This window comes from Coralliovum pocilloporae, assembly GCF_030845175.1.
In the GTDB taxonomy this organism is placed as follows: Bacteria; Pseudomonadota; Alphaproteobacteria; order Rhizobiales; family Cohaesibacteraceae; genus Coralliovum; species Coralliovum pocilloporae.
Window position 1 is genome coordinate 3,319,818 of sequence record NZ_CP132542.1, and the last position, 13,696, is coordinate 3,333,513.

A 13,696-nucleotide genomic window follows, 5' to 3' on the forward strand; every position below is an offset into this window, starting at 1 on the left:
TTTAGTCGGTTCGTTTCGACATTTCAAGCATAAGACGCTGCTTTATGATTTTTTTTTGAGCCTGTTTATAACTTCTGTGAAAACAGGCTAGACAGCCACCGAATGGCGCGCTGCTCCCTGATGCAGATAGGCATCGAAACAGGAAGCAACGAGCCGCACGAAACGGCGGGCTTCCGGCTTGACCTTCAGAACGGAACCTTCCCAGCAGAACAGCCCCAGACGGTGCAACTCGTCCAGCTGTCTAAACGAGTCTTCCAGATCTGCAATCGGCGTATCATAAGCCGCGCAGAGCGACGACACATCAGCCTCGAAGTCCGTCATGATACGTTCAATCAGGGCCCCGCGCAGCCTGTCATCATGGCTGAACGCCTTGCCTTTGATGATCGGCAGGGTCCCGGCTTCAATCGACCGCATATAACCACCAATATCCGGTGCATTCTGAGCGTAACCCTGTGGCAGTTTGGAAATGGCAGACGCACCAAGGGCAATGAGAGCTTCGGCGTTATCCGTCGTATAGCCCTGGAAATTTCGTTTCAGAATGCCGTCCTTGTGCGCAATGGCCATCGGATCACTCGGATGAGCAAAGTGATCAAGGCCAATCGGCTCATAGCCTGCTGCCATCAGTTCAGACCGTGTCACTTCTTCCAGAGTGAACCGCATATCGGTATCAGGCAGAGCATCTTCTGTGATCAATTGCTGATTCTTCTTGAACCAGGGCACATGTGCATAGCCAAAGACCGAGATGCGCCCGGGCGCCATATCAGTGGTAATCGATACCGTTTCCCGGATTGTTTCAGCAGTCTGATAGGGCAGGCCATACATCAGGTCGAAATTGATATCGGTGATTCCAGCCTGCCGCAGAAGCTCGACAGCACCGCGCACAACACGGATCGGCTGAAGACGCCCAATCGCGTCCTGAACTTTTCTGTCAAAATCCTGAACACCCAGGCTGACGCGATTGATCCCTGCCTTGACCAGTCGTTCGACCAGTGGCGGGCAGACGGTGCGGGGGTCCAGTTCAATGGCATGCTCGGCATCATCAAGAAATGAGAAGCGGGCCTTCAATCGCTCAACAACGGACAGAAAGGCCTCATCAGGCAAAATGCTGGGCGTTCCACCACCCCAGTGCACATGGGATACAGGCATCTTATGGGGCAGGGAATCTGCAACCAGATCCACCTCGCGAGCAAGGCTCTCCGCATAGGCGAACAGCGGACCATCACGACGGCTGGCCTTTGTATGGCAGCCGCAATAGTGGCAGATCGTGCGACAATACGGCACATGAAGATAGAGTGAGACCGGTTGCTGTGGCTGCAGATCAGACAGCCATCCCGCCACCGTTGCGGCATCCACATCCGGCCCGAAATGCGGGGCGGTGGGATATGAGGTATAGCGCGGAACTGCGCGCGTCCCCAGTGCTTTCCATTCCTTGTTCATGGACGCACCATAGTCCCATCTACGCACAAAATATTTGATCCGTGTCAAATACGTAATGTCACGAATATGAGACAAGTTTGGAGGCGTTCCAAATGGGATGCGACGTTGCGCCACTACCGACTCAGGGTACAATTTGATTTAAGTCAACGATGCGACATCACGAACACCGTAGGTCGGCAGGATATTTCCCACAACGAGTCTCTAAGAGACGGGGCGGAGTATGACACACGCACAAACCAAAACATTTTCGCTCGAAGAAGGCGGCTTTGCGGCTTTCCTCGCGCTCCTGGCACTGGTCCTTGTGATTATGTCAGGAAAATCCGTAGACGGTGTGATGGGTTTCCATGCAGCACTTGGTGCTCTCATGGCGGCCATTGGTGCCTTCTACATCATCAAATCTCATTTCGACGGAAAACCGGATCTGTCGGGATATAATGAAGGCCCGATCAAGTTCGCAACACTCGCCGCCGTTTTCTGGGGCGTTGCCGGATTTACCGTTGGTTTGATCATCGCCTTGCAGCTTGCCTTCCCGGCACTGAATCTTGATCTGCCTTGGACCACCTTCGGGCGCGTTCGCCCGCTGCATACCAGCGCAGTGATCTTTGCCTTTGGCGGCAACGTTCTTCTGGCTTCGTCCTTCTATGTGGTACAGCGTACCTGTCGGGCGCGTATGCCAGGCCGCATCGCTCCGTGGTTCGTTATTCTCGGCTATAACGCGTTTATCGTAATCGCAGGCACGGGTTACCTGTTGGGTGCAACACAGTCCAAGGAATATGCAGAACCGGAATGGTATGCTGACCTGTGGCTGACCATCGTCTGGGTTGTTTATCTGCTGCTGTTCCTCGGTACCATCTGGCGCCGTAAGGAGCCACACATCTACGTGGCGAACTGGTTCTATCTGGCCTTTATTGCGACGATTGCCATGCTGCATATCGTCAACAATCTGGCGATTCCGGTTTCTATCTACGGCATCAAATCCTATCCGGTCTTTGCCGGTGTACAGGATGCACTGGTGCAGTGGTGGTATGGTCATAACGCTGTGGGCTTCTTCCTGACAGCCGGCTTCCTGGCCATCATGTACTACTTCATGCCGAAACGGGCTGAACGGCCAGTCTATTCCTACCGTCTCTCCATCGTGCACTTCTGGGCGCTGATCTTCCTGTATATCTGGGCTGGTCCGCACCATCTGCACTATACGGCTCTGCCGGAATGGGCACAGACACTGGGCATGACCTTCTCGATCATCCTGTGGATGCCGAGCTGGGGTGGCATGATCAACGGTCTGATGACGCTCTCCGGCGCATGGGACAAGCTCCGTACTGATCCGGTTCTCCGTATGATGGTGGTCTCCGTTGCCTTCTACGGTATGTCCACGTTCGAAGGCCCACTCATGTCTGTTAAAGCTGTGAACTCTCTCAGCCACTACACAGACTGGACCATTGGTCACGTGCATTCAGGTGCTCTTGGCTGGGTTGGCTACATTTCGTTCGGTGCCATCTATTGTCTGGTTCCATGGCTGTGGAAGAAGAAAGAGCTCTACTCCCTGAGGCTGGTGAACTGGCACTTCTGGGTCTCCACGATCGGTATCGTTCTCTACATCACCGCGATGTGGGTCTCCGGTATCCTTCAGGGTCTGATGTGGCGCGCTTACGACAAGCTTGGCTTCCTTGAGTATTCTTTCGTGGAAACAGTCGAAGTCATGTATCCGTTCTATGTCATTCGTGCTCTGGGCGGTCTGCTCTTTGTGCTTGGCTCTCTCATCATGGTCTACAATGTCTGGATGACAATCCGTTCTGGTGAGAAGTCTGAAGCCAAAGATGCCTACCCAGCTCTGGCACCAGCGGAATAAGGAGGGAAGAAACCATGTCTCTCTGGGTCAAACATAAAATCCTTGAGAAAAACTCCATTCTGCTGCTGGTTGGCATTCTGATTGTTGTGGCAATCGGTGGTTTGGTGGAAATCGCGCCGCTCTTCTATCTGAAGAGCACCATCGAGAAGGTTGAGGGCATGCGCCCTTATACCCCGCTCGAACTGGCCGGTCGCAACATCTACATCCGGGAAGGCTGCTATACCTGCCATTCCCAGATGGTGCGTCCGATGCGCGACGAAGTGGAGCGTTATGGCCACTTCTCACTGGCCGCTGAGTCCATGTACGACCACCCATTCCAGTGGGGGTCCAAGCGTACAGGGCCGGATCTGGCACGTGTTGGCGGTAAATATTCCGATGAATGGCACCGCGAACACCTGATCAACCCGCGCGCCGTTGTGCCGGAATCCATCATGCCGGGTTATCCGTTCCTGATGGAAGCGAAGCTCAGCGACAGACTGATCACCGATGATCTGAAAGCCAACCTTGCAATCGGTGTTCCGTATACCGAAGACCAGATCGCATCAGCCAGACAGGACCTTCGGGCCCAGGCCAATCCGGATGACGACAATGTGGATGCATTCCTCGAGCGCTATCCGAATGCGACAGTCGGTGATTACGACAACAAGCCTGGTGAATTGACGGAGATGGATGCCCTGGTGGCGTATCTCCAGGTTCTTGGCACACTCGTGGATTTCTCGATCTACGACGACAAAGCCAATCTGCGCTAGGAGGATATGATGACTTATTCAGACGTATCTGCTTTCGCACAGACCTGGGGTCTTTTCTATTTCGTCATCCTGTTTGCAGCTGTTGTGGCCTATGCACTTTGGCCGAAAAACCGCAAGCGGTTTGAAGATGCTGCACATATCCCGCTGAGGGAGGACTAATCATGGCAGATCAAAAAAAGGTCGACGAACTGTCGGGTGTCGCCACCACCGGTCACGAGTGGGACGGCATTGAAGAGCTGAACAACCCATTGCCACGCTGGTGGCTGTGGATGTTCTATGTCACGATCATCTGGGCATTCCTGTACTGGATTGCGATGCCATCCTGGCCGCTGGTTTCCAGCTACACCACTGGCATTCTGGGACACTCCCAGCGCGCCAATGTGCTGGAAGATGTGGCTCAGGCAAAGGCCGCCCGGTCAGAACTTGGCCAGGGCCTGATCAACGCGTCTCTTGAAGATATCCAGAACACGGCTGATCTTCTTGAGTTCGCTATGGCCAGCGGTTCAGCTGCCTTTGGTGACAATTGTGCGCCATGTCATGGTTCAGGTGCCCAGGGCTCAAGAGGCTTCCCGAACCTGAACGATGATGACTGGCTCTGGGGTGGTGATCTGGATTCAATCCATGAAACCATCCGTGTCGGCATCCGGTCCGGTCATGACGAGGAACGCTCCGGTGACATGACAGCCTTTGGTCGCGATGAAATCCTGGAAAAGGACGAAATCCAGACCGTCGCAGCCTATGTCCGCTCCATGTCCGGTCTTCAGACTTTGTCTGACGAGCAGAAAACAGCAGGCGAAGAACTGTTTGCTGACAATTGTGCCGCCTGCCACGCTGAAGACGGAACCGGCGAAATCGCTCTTGGTGCACCAAACCTGACAGATGGTATCTGGCTCTTTGGTTCATCCATGGACGATGTTGTTGAAACCATCACCAATGGCCGTAAGGGCGTTATGCCAGCCTGGGATACACGCCTGGACGAAGTGACCGTCAAGTCTCTGGCAGTCTATGTCCACAGCCTCGGCGGTGGTCAGTAAACTCTGCTATTCTCTCCCGGCGCGGCATCTGTTGCGCCGGGGGCAATAACAATAAGGCGATAGAGAGGAAAACCTCCGCGCCACCCAGGGGGAAACAGGGTCATTCAACCAAAAGCGTTCGGTGCAGCGAACGGTATGACACAGGAAGCCGGTTATGAGTGCGGATGCCCAACAATCCAGCCCCGACGATGATGATATTGTTCTCTACGAGAAACGAAAAAAAGTCTTTCCCCAAAGCGTCAAGGGTTTCTATCGAAACATTCGCTGGTCCTTGATGGCCATCACGCTGGGTATCTATTATCTCACACCGTTTATTCGCTGGGACAGGGGCCCCAATGCGCCAGATCAGGCCGTATTGATCGATTTTCCGGGCCGTCGGTTCTACTTCTTCATGATCGAGATATGGCCGCAGGAGTTCTACTACCTCACGGGCCTTCTCATCATTGCTTCTATGGCCTTGTTCCTGATGAACGCCCTGGCAGGCCGAATCTGGTGCGGTTATCTCTGCCCGCAGACGGTCTGGACAGATCTGTTTTATGCTGTTGAGCGCCTGGTTGAAGGCGATCGGCGTGAGCAGATGAAGCTCGACAAGGCTCCATGGACCATCAAGAAGGTCGGGGAGAAAGTCGTAAAGCACGGTCTCTGGCTGATGATTGCCTGGTGGACCGGGGGCGCGTGGGTGCTTTACTTCGCCGATGCACCAACGCTTGTTCGTGATCTCGCCACAGGTGAGGCACCATTTGTTGCCTATCTGTGGATCGCTATCCTGACCTTCACCACGTATTCCCTGGCCGGGCATATGCGGGAACATGTCTGCATCTATATGTGTCCCTGGCCACGCATTCAGGCTGCTCTGACAGATGAATGGGCGCTGAATGTCACCTATCGCTATGACCGTGGCGAACCCCGTGGCAGCCTTAAATCCGCTGAAAAGCGTCTGGCCAAAGGCGAACCGGCCGGAGACTGTATCGATTGCCGCCAGTGTGTGGCGGTGTGTCCTACAGGCGTGGATATTCGTGAGGGACTACAGCTCGGCTGTATCCAGTGCGGTCTCTGCATCGACGCATGCGACACCGTCATGGACAAGGTAGGCAAGGAACGCGGGCTTATCGCCTGGGATACGGACATCAACACCGAACGCCGCGAGGAAGGCAAAGAGCCGATCTATCGCCCGATCCGACCTCGGACAATCATCTATATGGCGATTATCGGCCTTGTCGGCGCGATGATGCTGGTTACCCTGTTCACCCGGTCATTTACGCATATAAGTGTTCTGCACGACCGCAATCCACTCTATGTGCAGCTGTCGGATGGCGGCATTCGGAATGGCTATACAATTCGCCTGATCAACAAACGGCTCCATGAGCGGACCTTTGTGCTCAGTGCGGAAGGCCTGCCGGGTCTCAGGGTGGAAGCTGTGGGTATTCAAAGCAAGGTAGGCGGCTGGCCTGCCATCAAGGTTGATCCGGCGACAACGCGAGAAGTTCGTATTCTGCTGTTCTCACCAACCAGCAACCTGCCAAAATCAACTGACATCCGCTTCCGTATTACAGATATTCAGCAAGCGGAAAGTGCAACAGCCGACGATTACTTCAAGGCTCCTTAATACAGAAAAGCGGTTCGGTTCAGGGGCTGCCGGGCCCCGAACCGCTTCGTTCCGAGGAGGGACACATGACGACAGTCAACAAGGTCAAAGAACCTAAACCGATCACCGGCTGGACGGTTCTATACTGGATTCTCGGGTTCTTTGCGGTCATTTTCTTGGCCAATGCAATCTTCATTTATCTGGCTCTGGGCAGTTTTCCCGGAGTAGAAGTCGACAGCGCCTACAAGGCAGGCCAGCACTATGATGATGATCTGGCTCAGGCTCGCGCGCAGGACGAGCTTGGCTGGTCGGTTGATGTATCCTTTGATCGCACCAGTAATGGCCGTGGTTCGCTGTCAATCAAAACGGCAGACAAAGCCGGAAAGCCTCTGTCAGACCTGCAAGGCACCGCCATCCTCAAGCATCCCACGACCGAGATTGCGGACAAGCCTATTGAGCTGACAGCAGCTGGGAATGGTGAGCTGTCTGGTATTGCCGAGGATGTTGCGCCAGGCAACTGGATCCTGGAACTGACCCTGACCGACAAAACGGGCAATCAGTTCAAGTCCCGCAACAAACTGTTTGTTCGTGAGCAGTAAAAGGCCGCTGTTCCATGTCGGATCACGTCATTACCCGCGATTGGTCTGCTTATACCCGTACTCCTGAGGCGGATATCAGCGAGATTGACCTTGCGGTAGAGGGTATCCATTGTGCTGCCTGTATCGCTCGGATCGAGCGCGGCATCGGCGCACTGGATGGCGTGCGCAATGCGCGGCTGAACTTCACCAGCCACAGGCTTACGGTTTCCTGGGATTCTGATCGTCAGCAACCGGAACAGTTTCTCACCACCCTGACGAAACTGGGTTATGAGGCTCAGCCGTTTGATCCGAACCGACAGAAAGACAAGTCAGACCCGGAATCCCGCCGCCTGATGCGGGCGATCGCTGTCTCGGGTTTCGCCGGCATGAATGTCATGCTGCTGTCCATTTCAGTCTGGTCTGGCAATGTCAGCGATATGCTGCCTGAAACACGGGCCTTCTTTCACTGGATTTCAGCCGTCATTGCCATCCCGGCAACGCTGTATGCAGGACGGCCGTTTTTCTCAAGCGCCTGGGCCGCTGTTCGCTCACGGTTCCTGAACATGGATGTGCCGATTGCCATCGGTGTCCTTCTGGCACTGGGGCTTTCTATCTATCAGACCATCCACCACGCCAAGCATGTTTATTTTGACTCAGCTCTGATGCTGCTGTTCTTCCTTCTGGTTGGCCGGTTTCTCGATCACAGCATGCGGGGCAGGGTCAGGGTTCACGCCGAGAACATCGCGGCTCTCCGGTCAGATGCAGCCAATGTCATCGGAGAACACGGTGAACTGATCGAACGGCCTCTGTCCAAAGTCTCGATGGGAGACCGCATCCTGGTGCGCCCGGGCGACCGAATTCCTCTCGACGGTCAGGTGCTCAACGGGGAATCGGAAATCGACCAGAGTCTCGTCACCGGTGAGACCCAGCTGGCCCGGATTTCTGAAGGCAGTCAGGTCTTTGCAGGCACTGTAAACGGGGCAGGGGCCTTGACCCTGAGCGTAACAGCAGAAGCCGGGCAGACCGTTCTTGACGAGGTCAATCGGCTTCTTGAGACAGCCGCACAGAACCGGTCCCGTTATGTGCGGCTGGCCGACAAGGCTGCAGCGCTTTACGCGCCGCTCGTCCATGCCGCCGCTGCACTGACCTGCATAGGCTGGCTCGCCATAGGTGCCGGGTGGGAGAAGTCTCTCATCATCGCAATTTCAGTTCTGATTATCACGTGTCCATGCGCTCTGGGGCTTGCGGTACCAGCCGTGCAGGTGGTGACGTCGGGTCGCCTCTTCCAGCATGGAATTCTGCTGAATTCAGGCGATGCCATCGAAAAACTGGCGGCTGTGGATACCGTGGTTTTTGATAAGACCGGTACGCTGACAAGGCCAAAAGCCGAAGTTATCAATCTGGATATGACGCCTCCCGAATACCTCGACAAAGCCATCAGGCTCGCCAAAGCCAGTCGCCATCCACTGTCACTTGCGCTGGCGGAATGCCGTCCGATGGATGAGGCCGAAGCGTATCAAAATGTCACTGAGATTACCGGCAAGGGCGTGGAATGCACCGTCGATGGTGAGATTATGCGGCTTGGACATCCAATCTTCTGTAATCTGGAGGCAGCGGGTCAAAGCCTTTCTGAGACGTATCCCAATGCATCCCTGATTGCGTTCCGGCACGGAGAAGAGACGGCCGTCTTTGCTATCGAACAACAGCTTCGTACCGATGCGCTTGAAACAATAAATGCGTTGAAGGAACGAGGATATCAGCTCGCGATTCTCTCAGGCGATCGCCAGAGCCCGGTTGACCAGATTGCCAATCACTTGAAGATTGAAAACCGGCATTTCGGCCTTGATCCGAAACAGAAGGTTGACTGCCTAGCTGAGTTGGCACGGGATGGCAGAACAACACTGATGGTGGGTGACGGTCTCAACGATGCGGCAGCACTTGCGGCAGCCCATGTTTCCCTGTCACCTGTGACCGCGACCGATCTGGCTCAGACATCCTCAGATGCCGTGTTTCTTGGAGAACGGCTGGCACCGGTCAAGCATGCGCTTTCTGTTGCGATCAATGCCCGGCATGCGATGGATCAAAACATGGCACTGGCTGTCGTGTATAATATTGTTGCTGTACCCTTTGCCGTACTGGGCTTTGTGACGCCTCTCGTTGCAGCTCTTGCCATGTCCGGTTCGTCTCTTGTGGTTACCGCCAACGCACTCCGGTTGAAGTGGAAACGATGAACGCTCTGATTTACCTGATCCCAATTGCCGTCGGTCTGGGCCTTCTCGGTCTCGCGGCCTTCCTCTGGTCTCTCCGGGCCAACCAGTATGATGATCTGGAAGGTGCTGCATGGCGGGCAATTATGGATGATGATGACGGACCTTCTGACGGCAAATAGAGCCTTTATTCGATGGCCCTGACTACCTATGTTGGACACACAACAGTCAGGCAGGGATATCACCGCAATGCGCTATCTACACACTATGGTTCGTGTCCGCGATCTGGATGAATCACTCGATTTCTATTGCAACAAGATGGGGCTGGTGGAAACCCGCCGCTGGGAAAATGAGGGCGGTCGCTTCACTCTGGTTTTCCTGGCAGCATCAGATGATGTGGATGCGGTGAAAAACGGTCAGGCTCCGGCGCTTGAGCTCACCTATAACTGGGACACGGAAGACTATCAGGGCGGTCGCAATTTCGGCCATCTTGCCTATGAGGTGGATGACATCTACGCCACCTGTCAGGGACTCATGGACAAGGGTGTTACAATCAATCGCCCGCCAAGAGATGGCCGGATGGCCTTTATCAAATCTCCCGACGGTATTTCCTTTGAATTGCTGCAGAAAGGCGATGCCCTGCCAGCCAAAGAACCATGGACCAGCATGGAGAATACCGGAAGCTGGTAAGGTTCAGACCGTGTCTCTCTGGAGCGTCAGCAAAGCATCATAGAGCGCCTGAGCGGGTGTCCTGCCGGACACCTCTTTCCTGAGTGAAATCGCAAGCTTGGACTGGGGCAGGGGCGGCAGGTCACCTGATATCACATCCGCTTCCCCTCCGAGCATGGATGCAGGTAGAGCTGATATCGCCATGCCGGACTGAACTGCGGTTCTTATGCCGATGTGAGAGGGGCAGGTCACGACCACCTCGTAGGCAATGCCGGCATTTTCCAGCGCGTGACTGATCGTTTCCCGGTAGAGACAGGGAACAGGCCCAACGGCGATGGGCACGGCATCATAATCCGCCTGTCTGAAGCCATCGGGCACACACCAGCTCAGTGGTTCAAGCAGAAGCGCTGGGCCGGAGGGCTCATCAGCCCGACAACGGATCAGAACCAGATCAAAGTCACCCGCTTCAAACCGGGCCTGTATCTGACGCGTCAATCCGATCTCGAAATCCACATGAACTTTTGGATGCTCAGCAGAAAACCGCTTCAATGCGGCTGCAAGAACATCATTGAAACCGTCATCGGCCGCACCCACACGAATAACGCCGCGCAACTCATCAGACCGATAACTCTGCCAGAGATCATCCGCCTGCCGAACAAGGGACGCCACATCCTTGTACAGACGATCACCTTCCGGCGTGAGGTCGCAAAATGCCCGGTTTCTGCGAAACAGGCGCGCGCCTATCTGATCTTCCAGACGTTTGATCTGATGACTGACCGTTGACTGGGTCAGAAACAGACGATCAGCCGCAGCTGTGAACCCACCACAGTCGACAATCGCAACAAAGGTTTTCAGCAGCTTGAAATCCCACATCGGCTTTCATGTCAAAAATTCATCTATCAAGGAAATATATTTCATTTTTCATCATGAAAAAAGCCATCTAGCTTCAAAAAGAACAAATCAAACACTCCGATACAGGATCGGAACAGATCTGCAGGATAGCGACAATGGCGACCAATACCGATGACATGCTGCACGTGATGGAATGGCATAATGGCGACAAGGATTACTCGCCATTTTCCGATGGTGAAATGAACCGTCGACAGAACGATGTCCGCAAATGGATGTCAGAGAACGACGTCGATGCCTGTCTTTTCACCTCCTATCACTGCATCAACTATTACTCAGGCTGGCTCTACTGCTATTTTGGTCGCAAATACGGCATGGTGATCACCGAGAAGGATGCCACCACCATTTCCGCCGGTATTGATGGTGGCCAGCCATGGCGCCGCAGTCACGGTTCAAACATTACCTACAGTGACTGGCGCAAGGACAACTTTTTCACCGCTGTCAGAAACCTCGTCGGCAATGCCAAACGCATCGGTATTGAGTTCGACCATGTATCGCTCGACTATCGCGACCAGATTGCTGCGGCTCTTCCCGGTGTTGAGCTGGTCGATGTCGGGCAGCCATCCATGTGGATGCGCACGATCAAATCACAGGAAGAACTGGTCCTTATCCGCGAAGGTGCCCGTATCTGTGATCTCGGCGGTGAAGCTGTCGCTGCTGCCGTAAACGCCGGTGTTGCCGAACACGAGGTTGCCATCGCCTCGACCAATGCAATGATCCGGGAAATCGCCAGATCCTTTCCGTTCGTTGAACTGATGGATACCTGGACCTGGTTTCAGTCGGGTATCAATACAGACGGCGCGCATAATCCGGTGACAAACAAGATTGTCCAGTCAGGTGACATCCTGTCGCTGAACTGCTTCCCGATGATCTTCGGTTATTACACAGCACTTGAACGGACCCTGTTCTGTGAATCAGCCACGGATGTAGAACTGGATCTCTGGGAAAAGAATGTTGCGGTTCATCGGCGGGGTCTGGAACTGATCAAACCGGGTGCACGGTGTTCCGACATTGCTTCAGAACTGAACGAGATGTACCGGGAGTGGGACCTGCTGAAATACCGTTCCTTCGGCTATGGTCACAGCTTCGGCGTTCTGTCTCACTACTATGGCCGGGAGGCCGGTGTGGAACTGCGTGAGGATATTCACACGATTCTCGAACCTGGAATGGTCGTGTCCATGGAGCCGATGATCATGATTCCGGAGGGCCAGGCCGGGGCAGGAGGGTACCGCGAACACGATATCCTGATCGTTCATGAAGACAATGCGGAAAATATTACCAAGTTCCCGTTCGGTCCAGAATACAACATAATCGGCTGAAATCCGGGCCTGAACAGACCACATTAACTGTTCAGGCCTTTTCTTTTCTCACAAGGTGGCCAAGGGGTGTTGAAAAGTGATCAAAAACTGTGTTGAATGCCCCAACAAGATAACAAATAACGATAAGAGGCTGAAAGCACGTCAAAAACACGGGACCTTCAAAACCATATAGATCTCGTAAGAATTAATTGTTTTGGCCGCAAACAAATCACAAAAGATCAGGCCAAACACGTGGGAGGTAATGCACAAGTATGACCGGCACTCAGCCGAATAATGATGCTATCGTTCGCTTTGAAAACGTTCAGAAAAGCTACGATGGCGAGATTCTCGTCGTAAAGAACCTCAATCTTGATGTCGCACGCGGGGAATTCCTTACAATGCTGGGCCCTTCCGGGTCGGGCAAAACCACCTGCCTCATGATGGTCGCCGGTTTTGAAACCGCTACACATGGCGAGATCGTTCTCAACGGACGTCCCATCAACAACGTGCCTCCACATAAACGTGGCATCGGCATGGTCTTCCAGAACTACGCACTGTTCCCTCACATGTCTGTCGGTGAAAACCTTGCTTTCCCGCTTCAGGTCCGTGGGATGTCAAAAGCTGATACCGAGCAGAAGGTAAAGCGCGCGCTGGAGATGGTGCAGCTGGGCGATTTCGTTGGTCGTCGTCCGACACAGCTTTCCGGTGGTCAGCAGCAGCGCGTAGCGCTTGCCCGTGCTCTCGTTTTCGAACCGGAACTGGTTCTGATGGATGAGCCGCTCGGCGCGCTCGACAAGCAGCTTCGTGAACACATGCAGTATGAGATCAAACATCTGCACGAAAATCTGGGCATCAGCGTTATCTACGTAACCCACGATCAGAGCGAAGCGTTGACCATGTCCAATCGCGTTGCTGTGTTTAACGATGGCATTATTCAGCAACTTGCACCGCCTGATGATCTCTACGAACGTCCGGAAAACTCGTTCGTGGCGCAGTTCATCGGCGAGAACAATACGCTGCGGGGCAAAGTGGAAAGCGTTGACGGTAATCAGGCCAATGTGGTTCTGGAAACCGGCCAAAAGGTTGCAGCTCTGGCTGTCAACTGCGGCGGAGTGGGTGAAACCACCCAGCTTTCAATTCGTCCGGAACGGGTTGTGATTGGCGACGACGCTGATCAGAACACCCTGTCCGGAACGGTCGTCGAGCTGATTTATCTCGGTGATCATATTCGTTGCCGGATGGAGGTAGCCGGGAACGAAGAGTTTGTCGTCAAGGTTCCAAACAATCACGCTCACACCGTCTTGAATGTCGGTCAGGAGACCAAGATTGGTTGGTTCACTGAGGACTGCAGGGCACTGGACGGATAAAATCCGTCCAGCGA

Annotated in this window: 13 protein-coding genes; 11 read left to right on the forward strand and 2 right to left on the reverse strand. The window is 54.2% G+C overall.

Translation table 11 applies throughout. The features are described 5' to 3' along the window. Positions 1-87: 87 nt before the first annotated feature. Positions 88-1,464, reverse strand: coding sequence for an oxygen-independent coproporphyrinogen III oxidase (gene hemN / locus RA157_RS15035; protein ID WP_350333941.1), 1,377 nt, complete (start codon positions 1,462-1,464; stop codon positions 88-90). A gap of 193 nt (positions 1,465-1,657) precedes the next feature. Between hemN and ccoN the strand changes: the two genes are divergently transcribed. From ccoN to RA157_RS15080, 9 genes are all read left to right on the forward strand, one after another. Continuing rightward, positions 1,658-3,286 (forward strand): cytochrome-c oxidase, cbb3-type subunit I, encoded by a 1,629-nt coding sequence (ccoN, locus tag RA157_RS15040; RefSeq protein ID WP_350333942.1) that lies wholly within the window; start codon positions 1,658-1,660, stop codon positions 3,284-3,286. Positions 3,287-3,300: 14 nt separating this feature from the next. Next, complete coding sequence (ccoO, locus tag RA157_RS15045; protein ID WP_350333943.1) at positions 3,301-4,035, forward strand: cytochrome-c oxidase, cbb3-type subunit II; 735 nt, start codon at positions 3,301-3,303, stop codon at positions 4,033-4,035. A 6-nt stretch (positions 4,036-4,041) separates the two neighbouring features. Next, complete coding sequence (locus RA157_RS15050; protein WP_350333944.1) at positions 4,042-4,194, forward strand: cbb3-type cytochrome c oxidase subunit 3; 153 nt, start codon at positions 4,042-4,044, stop codon at positions 4,192-4,194. Positions 4,195-4,196: 2 nt separating this feature from the next. Beyond that, entirely contained in the window at positions 4,197-5,069 is an 873-nt protein-coding gene (gene ccoP, locus RA157_RS15055; RefSeq protein WP_350333945.1) for a cytochrome-c oxidase, cbb3-type subunit III, read from the forward strand. Between the two features lie 154 nt (positions 5,070-5,223). Then, positions 5,224-6,675 carry a cytochrome c oxidase accessory protein CcoG gene (ccoG, locus tag RA157_RS15060; RefSeq protein ID WP_350333946.1) on the forward strand — a complete coding sequence of 484 codons (1,452 nt, stop codon included), beginning with the start codon at positions 5,224-5,226 and terminating at the stop codon, positions 6,673-6,675. Positions 6,676-6,740: 65 nt separating this feature from the next. Beyond that, positions 6,741-7,253 carry a FixH family protein gene (locus RA157_RS15065; protein WP_350333947.1) on the forward strand — a complete coding sequence of 171 codons (513 nt, stop codon included), beginning with the start codon at positions 6,741-6,743 and terminating at the stop codon, positions 7,251-7,253. Positions 7,254-7,267: 14 nt separating this feature from the next. Then, the gene (locus RA157_RS15070; protein ID WP_350333948.1) at positions 7,268-9,463 is read left to right on the forward strand and encodes a heavy metal translocating P-type ATPase; all 2,196 of its coding nucleotides are present in this window, start codon (positions 7,268-7,270) and stop codon (positions 9,461-9,463) included. Then, entirely contained in the window at positions 9,460-9,621 is a 162-nt protein-coding gene (ccoS, locus tag RA157_RS15075; protein WP_350333949.1) for a cbb3-type cytochrome oxidase assembly protein CcoS, read from the forward strand. The genes RA157_RS15070 and ccoS overlap by 4 nt, the downstream gene beginning before the upstream one ends. Before the next feature lie 67 nt (positions 9,622-9,688). Continuing rightward, positions 9,689-10,129, forward strand: a complete 441-nt coding sequence (locus RA157_RS15080; protein WP_350333950.1) for a VOC family protein — start codon at positions 9,689-9,691, stop codon at positions 10,127-10,129. Between the two features lie 3 nt (positions 10,130-10,132). Here RA157_RS15080 and RA157_RS15085 read toward each other — a convergent pair whose 3' ends face one another. Then, entirely contained in the window at positions 10,133-10,981 is an 849-nt protein-coding gene (locus RA157_RS15085) for a LysR family transcriptional regulator (protein WP_350333951.1), read from the reverse strand. Positions 10,982-11,115: 134 nt separating this feature from the next. Here RA157_RS15085 and RA157_RS15090 point away from each other — a divergent pair, with 134 nt between their 5' ends. Both RA157_RS15090 and RA157_RS15095 read left to right on the forward strand, forming a co-directional pair. Further along, positions 11,116-12,336 carry a M24 family metallopeptidase gene (locus tag RA157_RS15090; RefSeq protein WP_350333952.1) on the forward strand — a complete coding sequence of 407 codons (1,221 nt, stop codon included), beginning with the start codon at positions 11,116-11,118 and terminating at the stop codon, positions 12,334-12,336. A 251-nt stretch (positions 12,337-12,587) separates the two neighbouring features. After that, positions 12,588-13,682, forward strand: a complete 1,095-nt coding sequence (locus tag RA157_RS15095) for an ABC transporter ATP-binding protein (RefSeq protein WP_350333953.1) — start codon at positions 12,588-12,590, stop codon at positions 13,680-13,682. Positions 13,683-13,696: the final 14 nt, after the last annotated feature.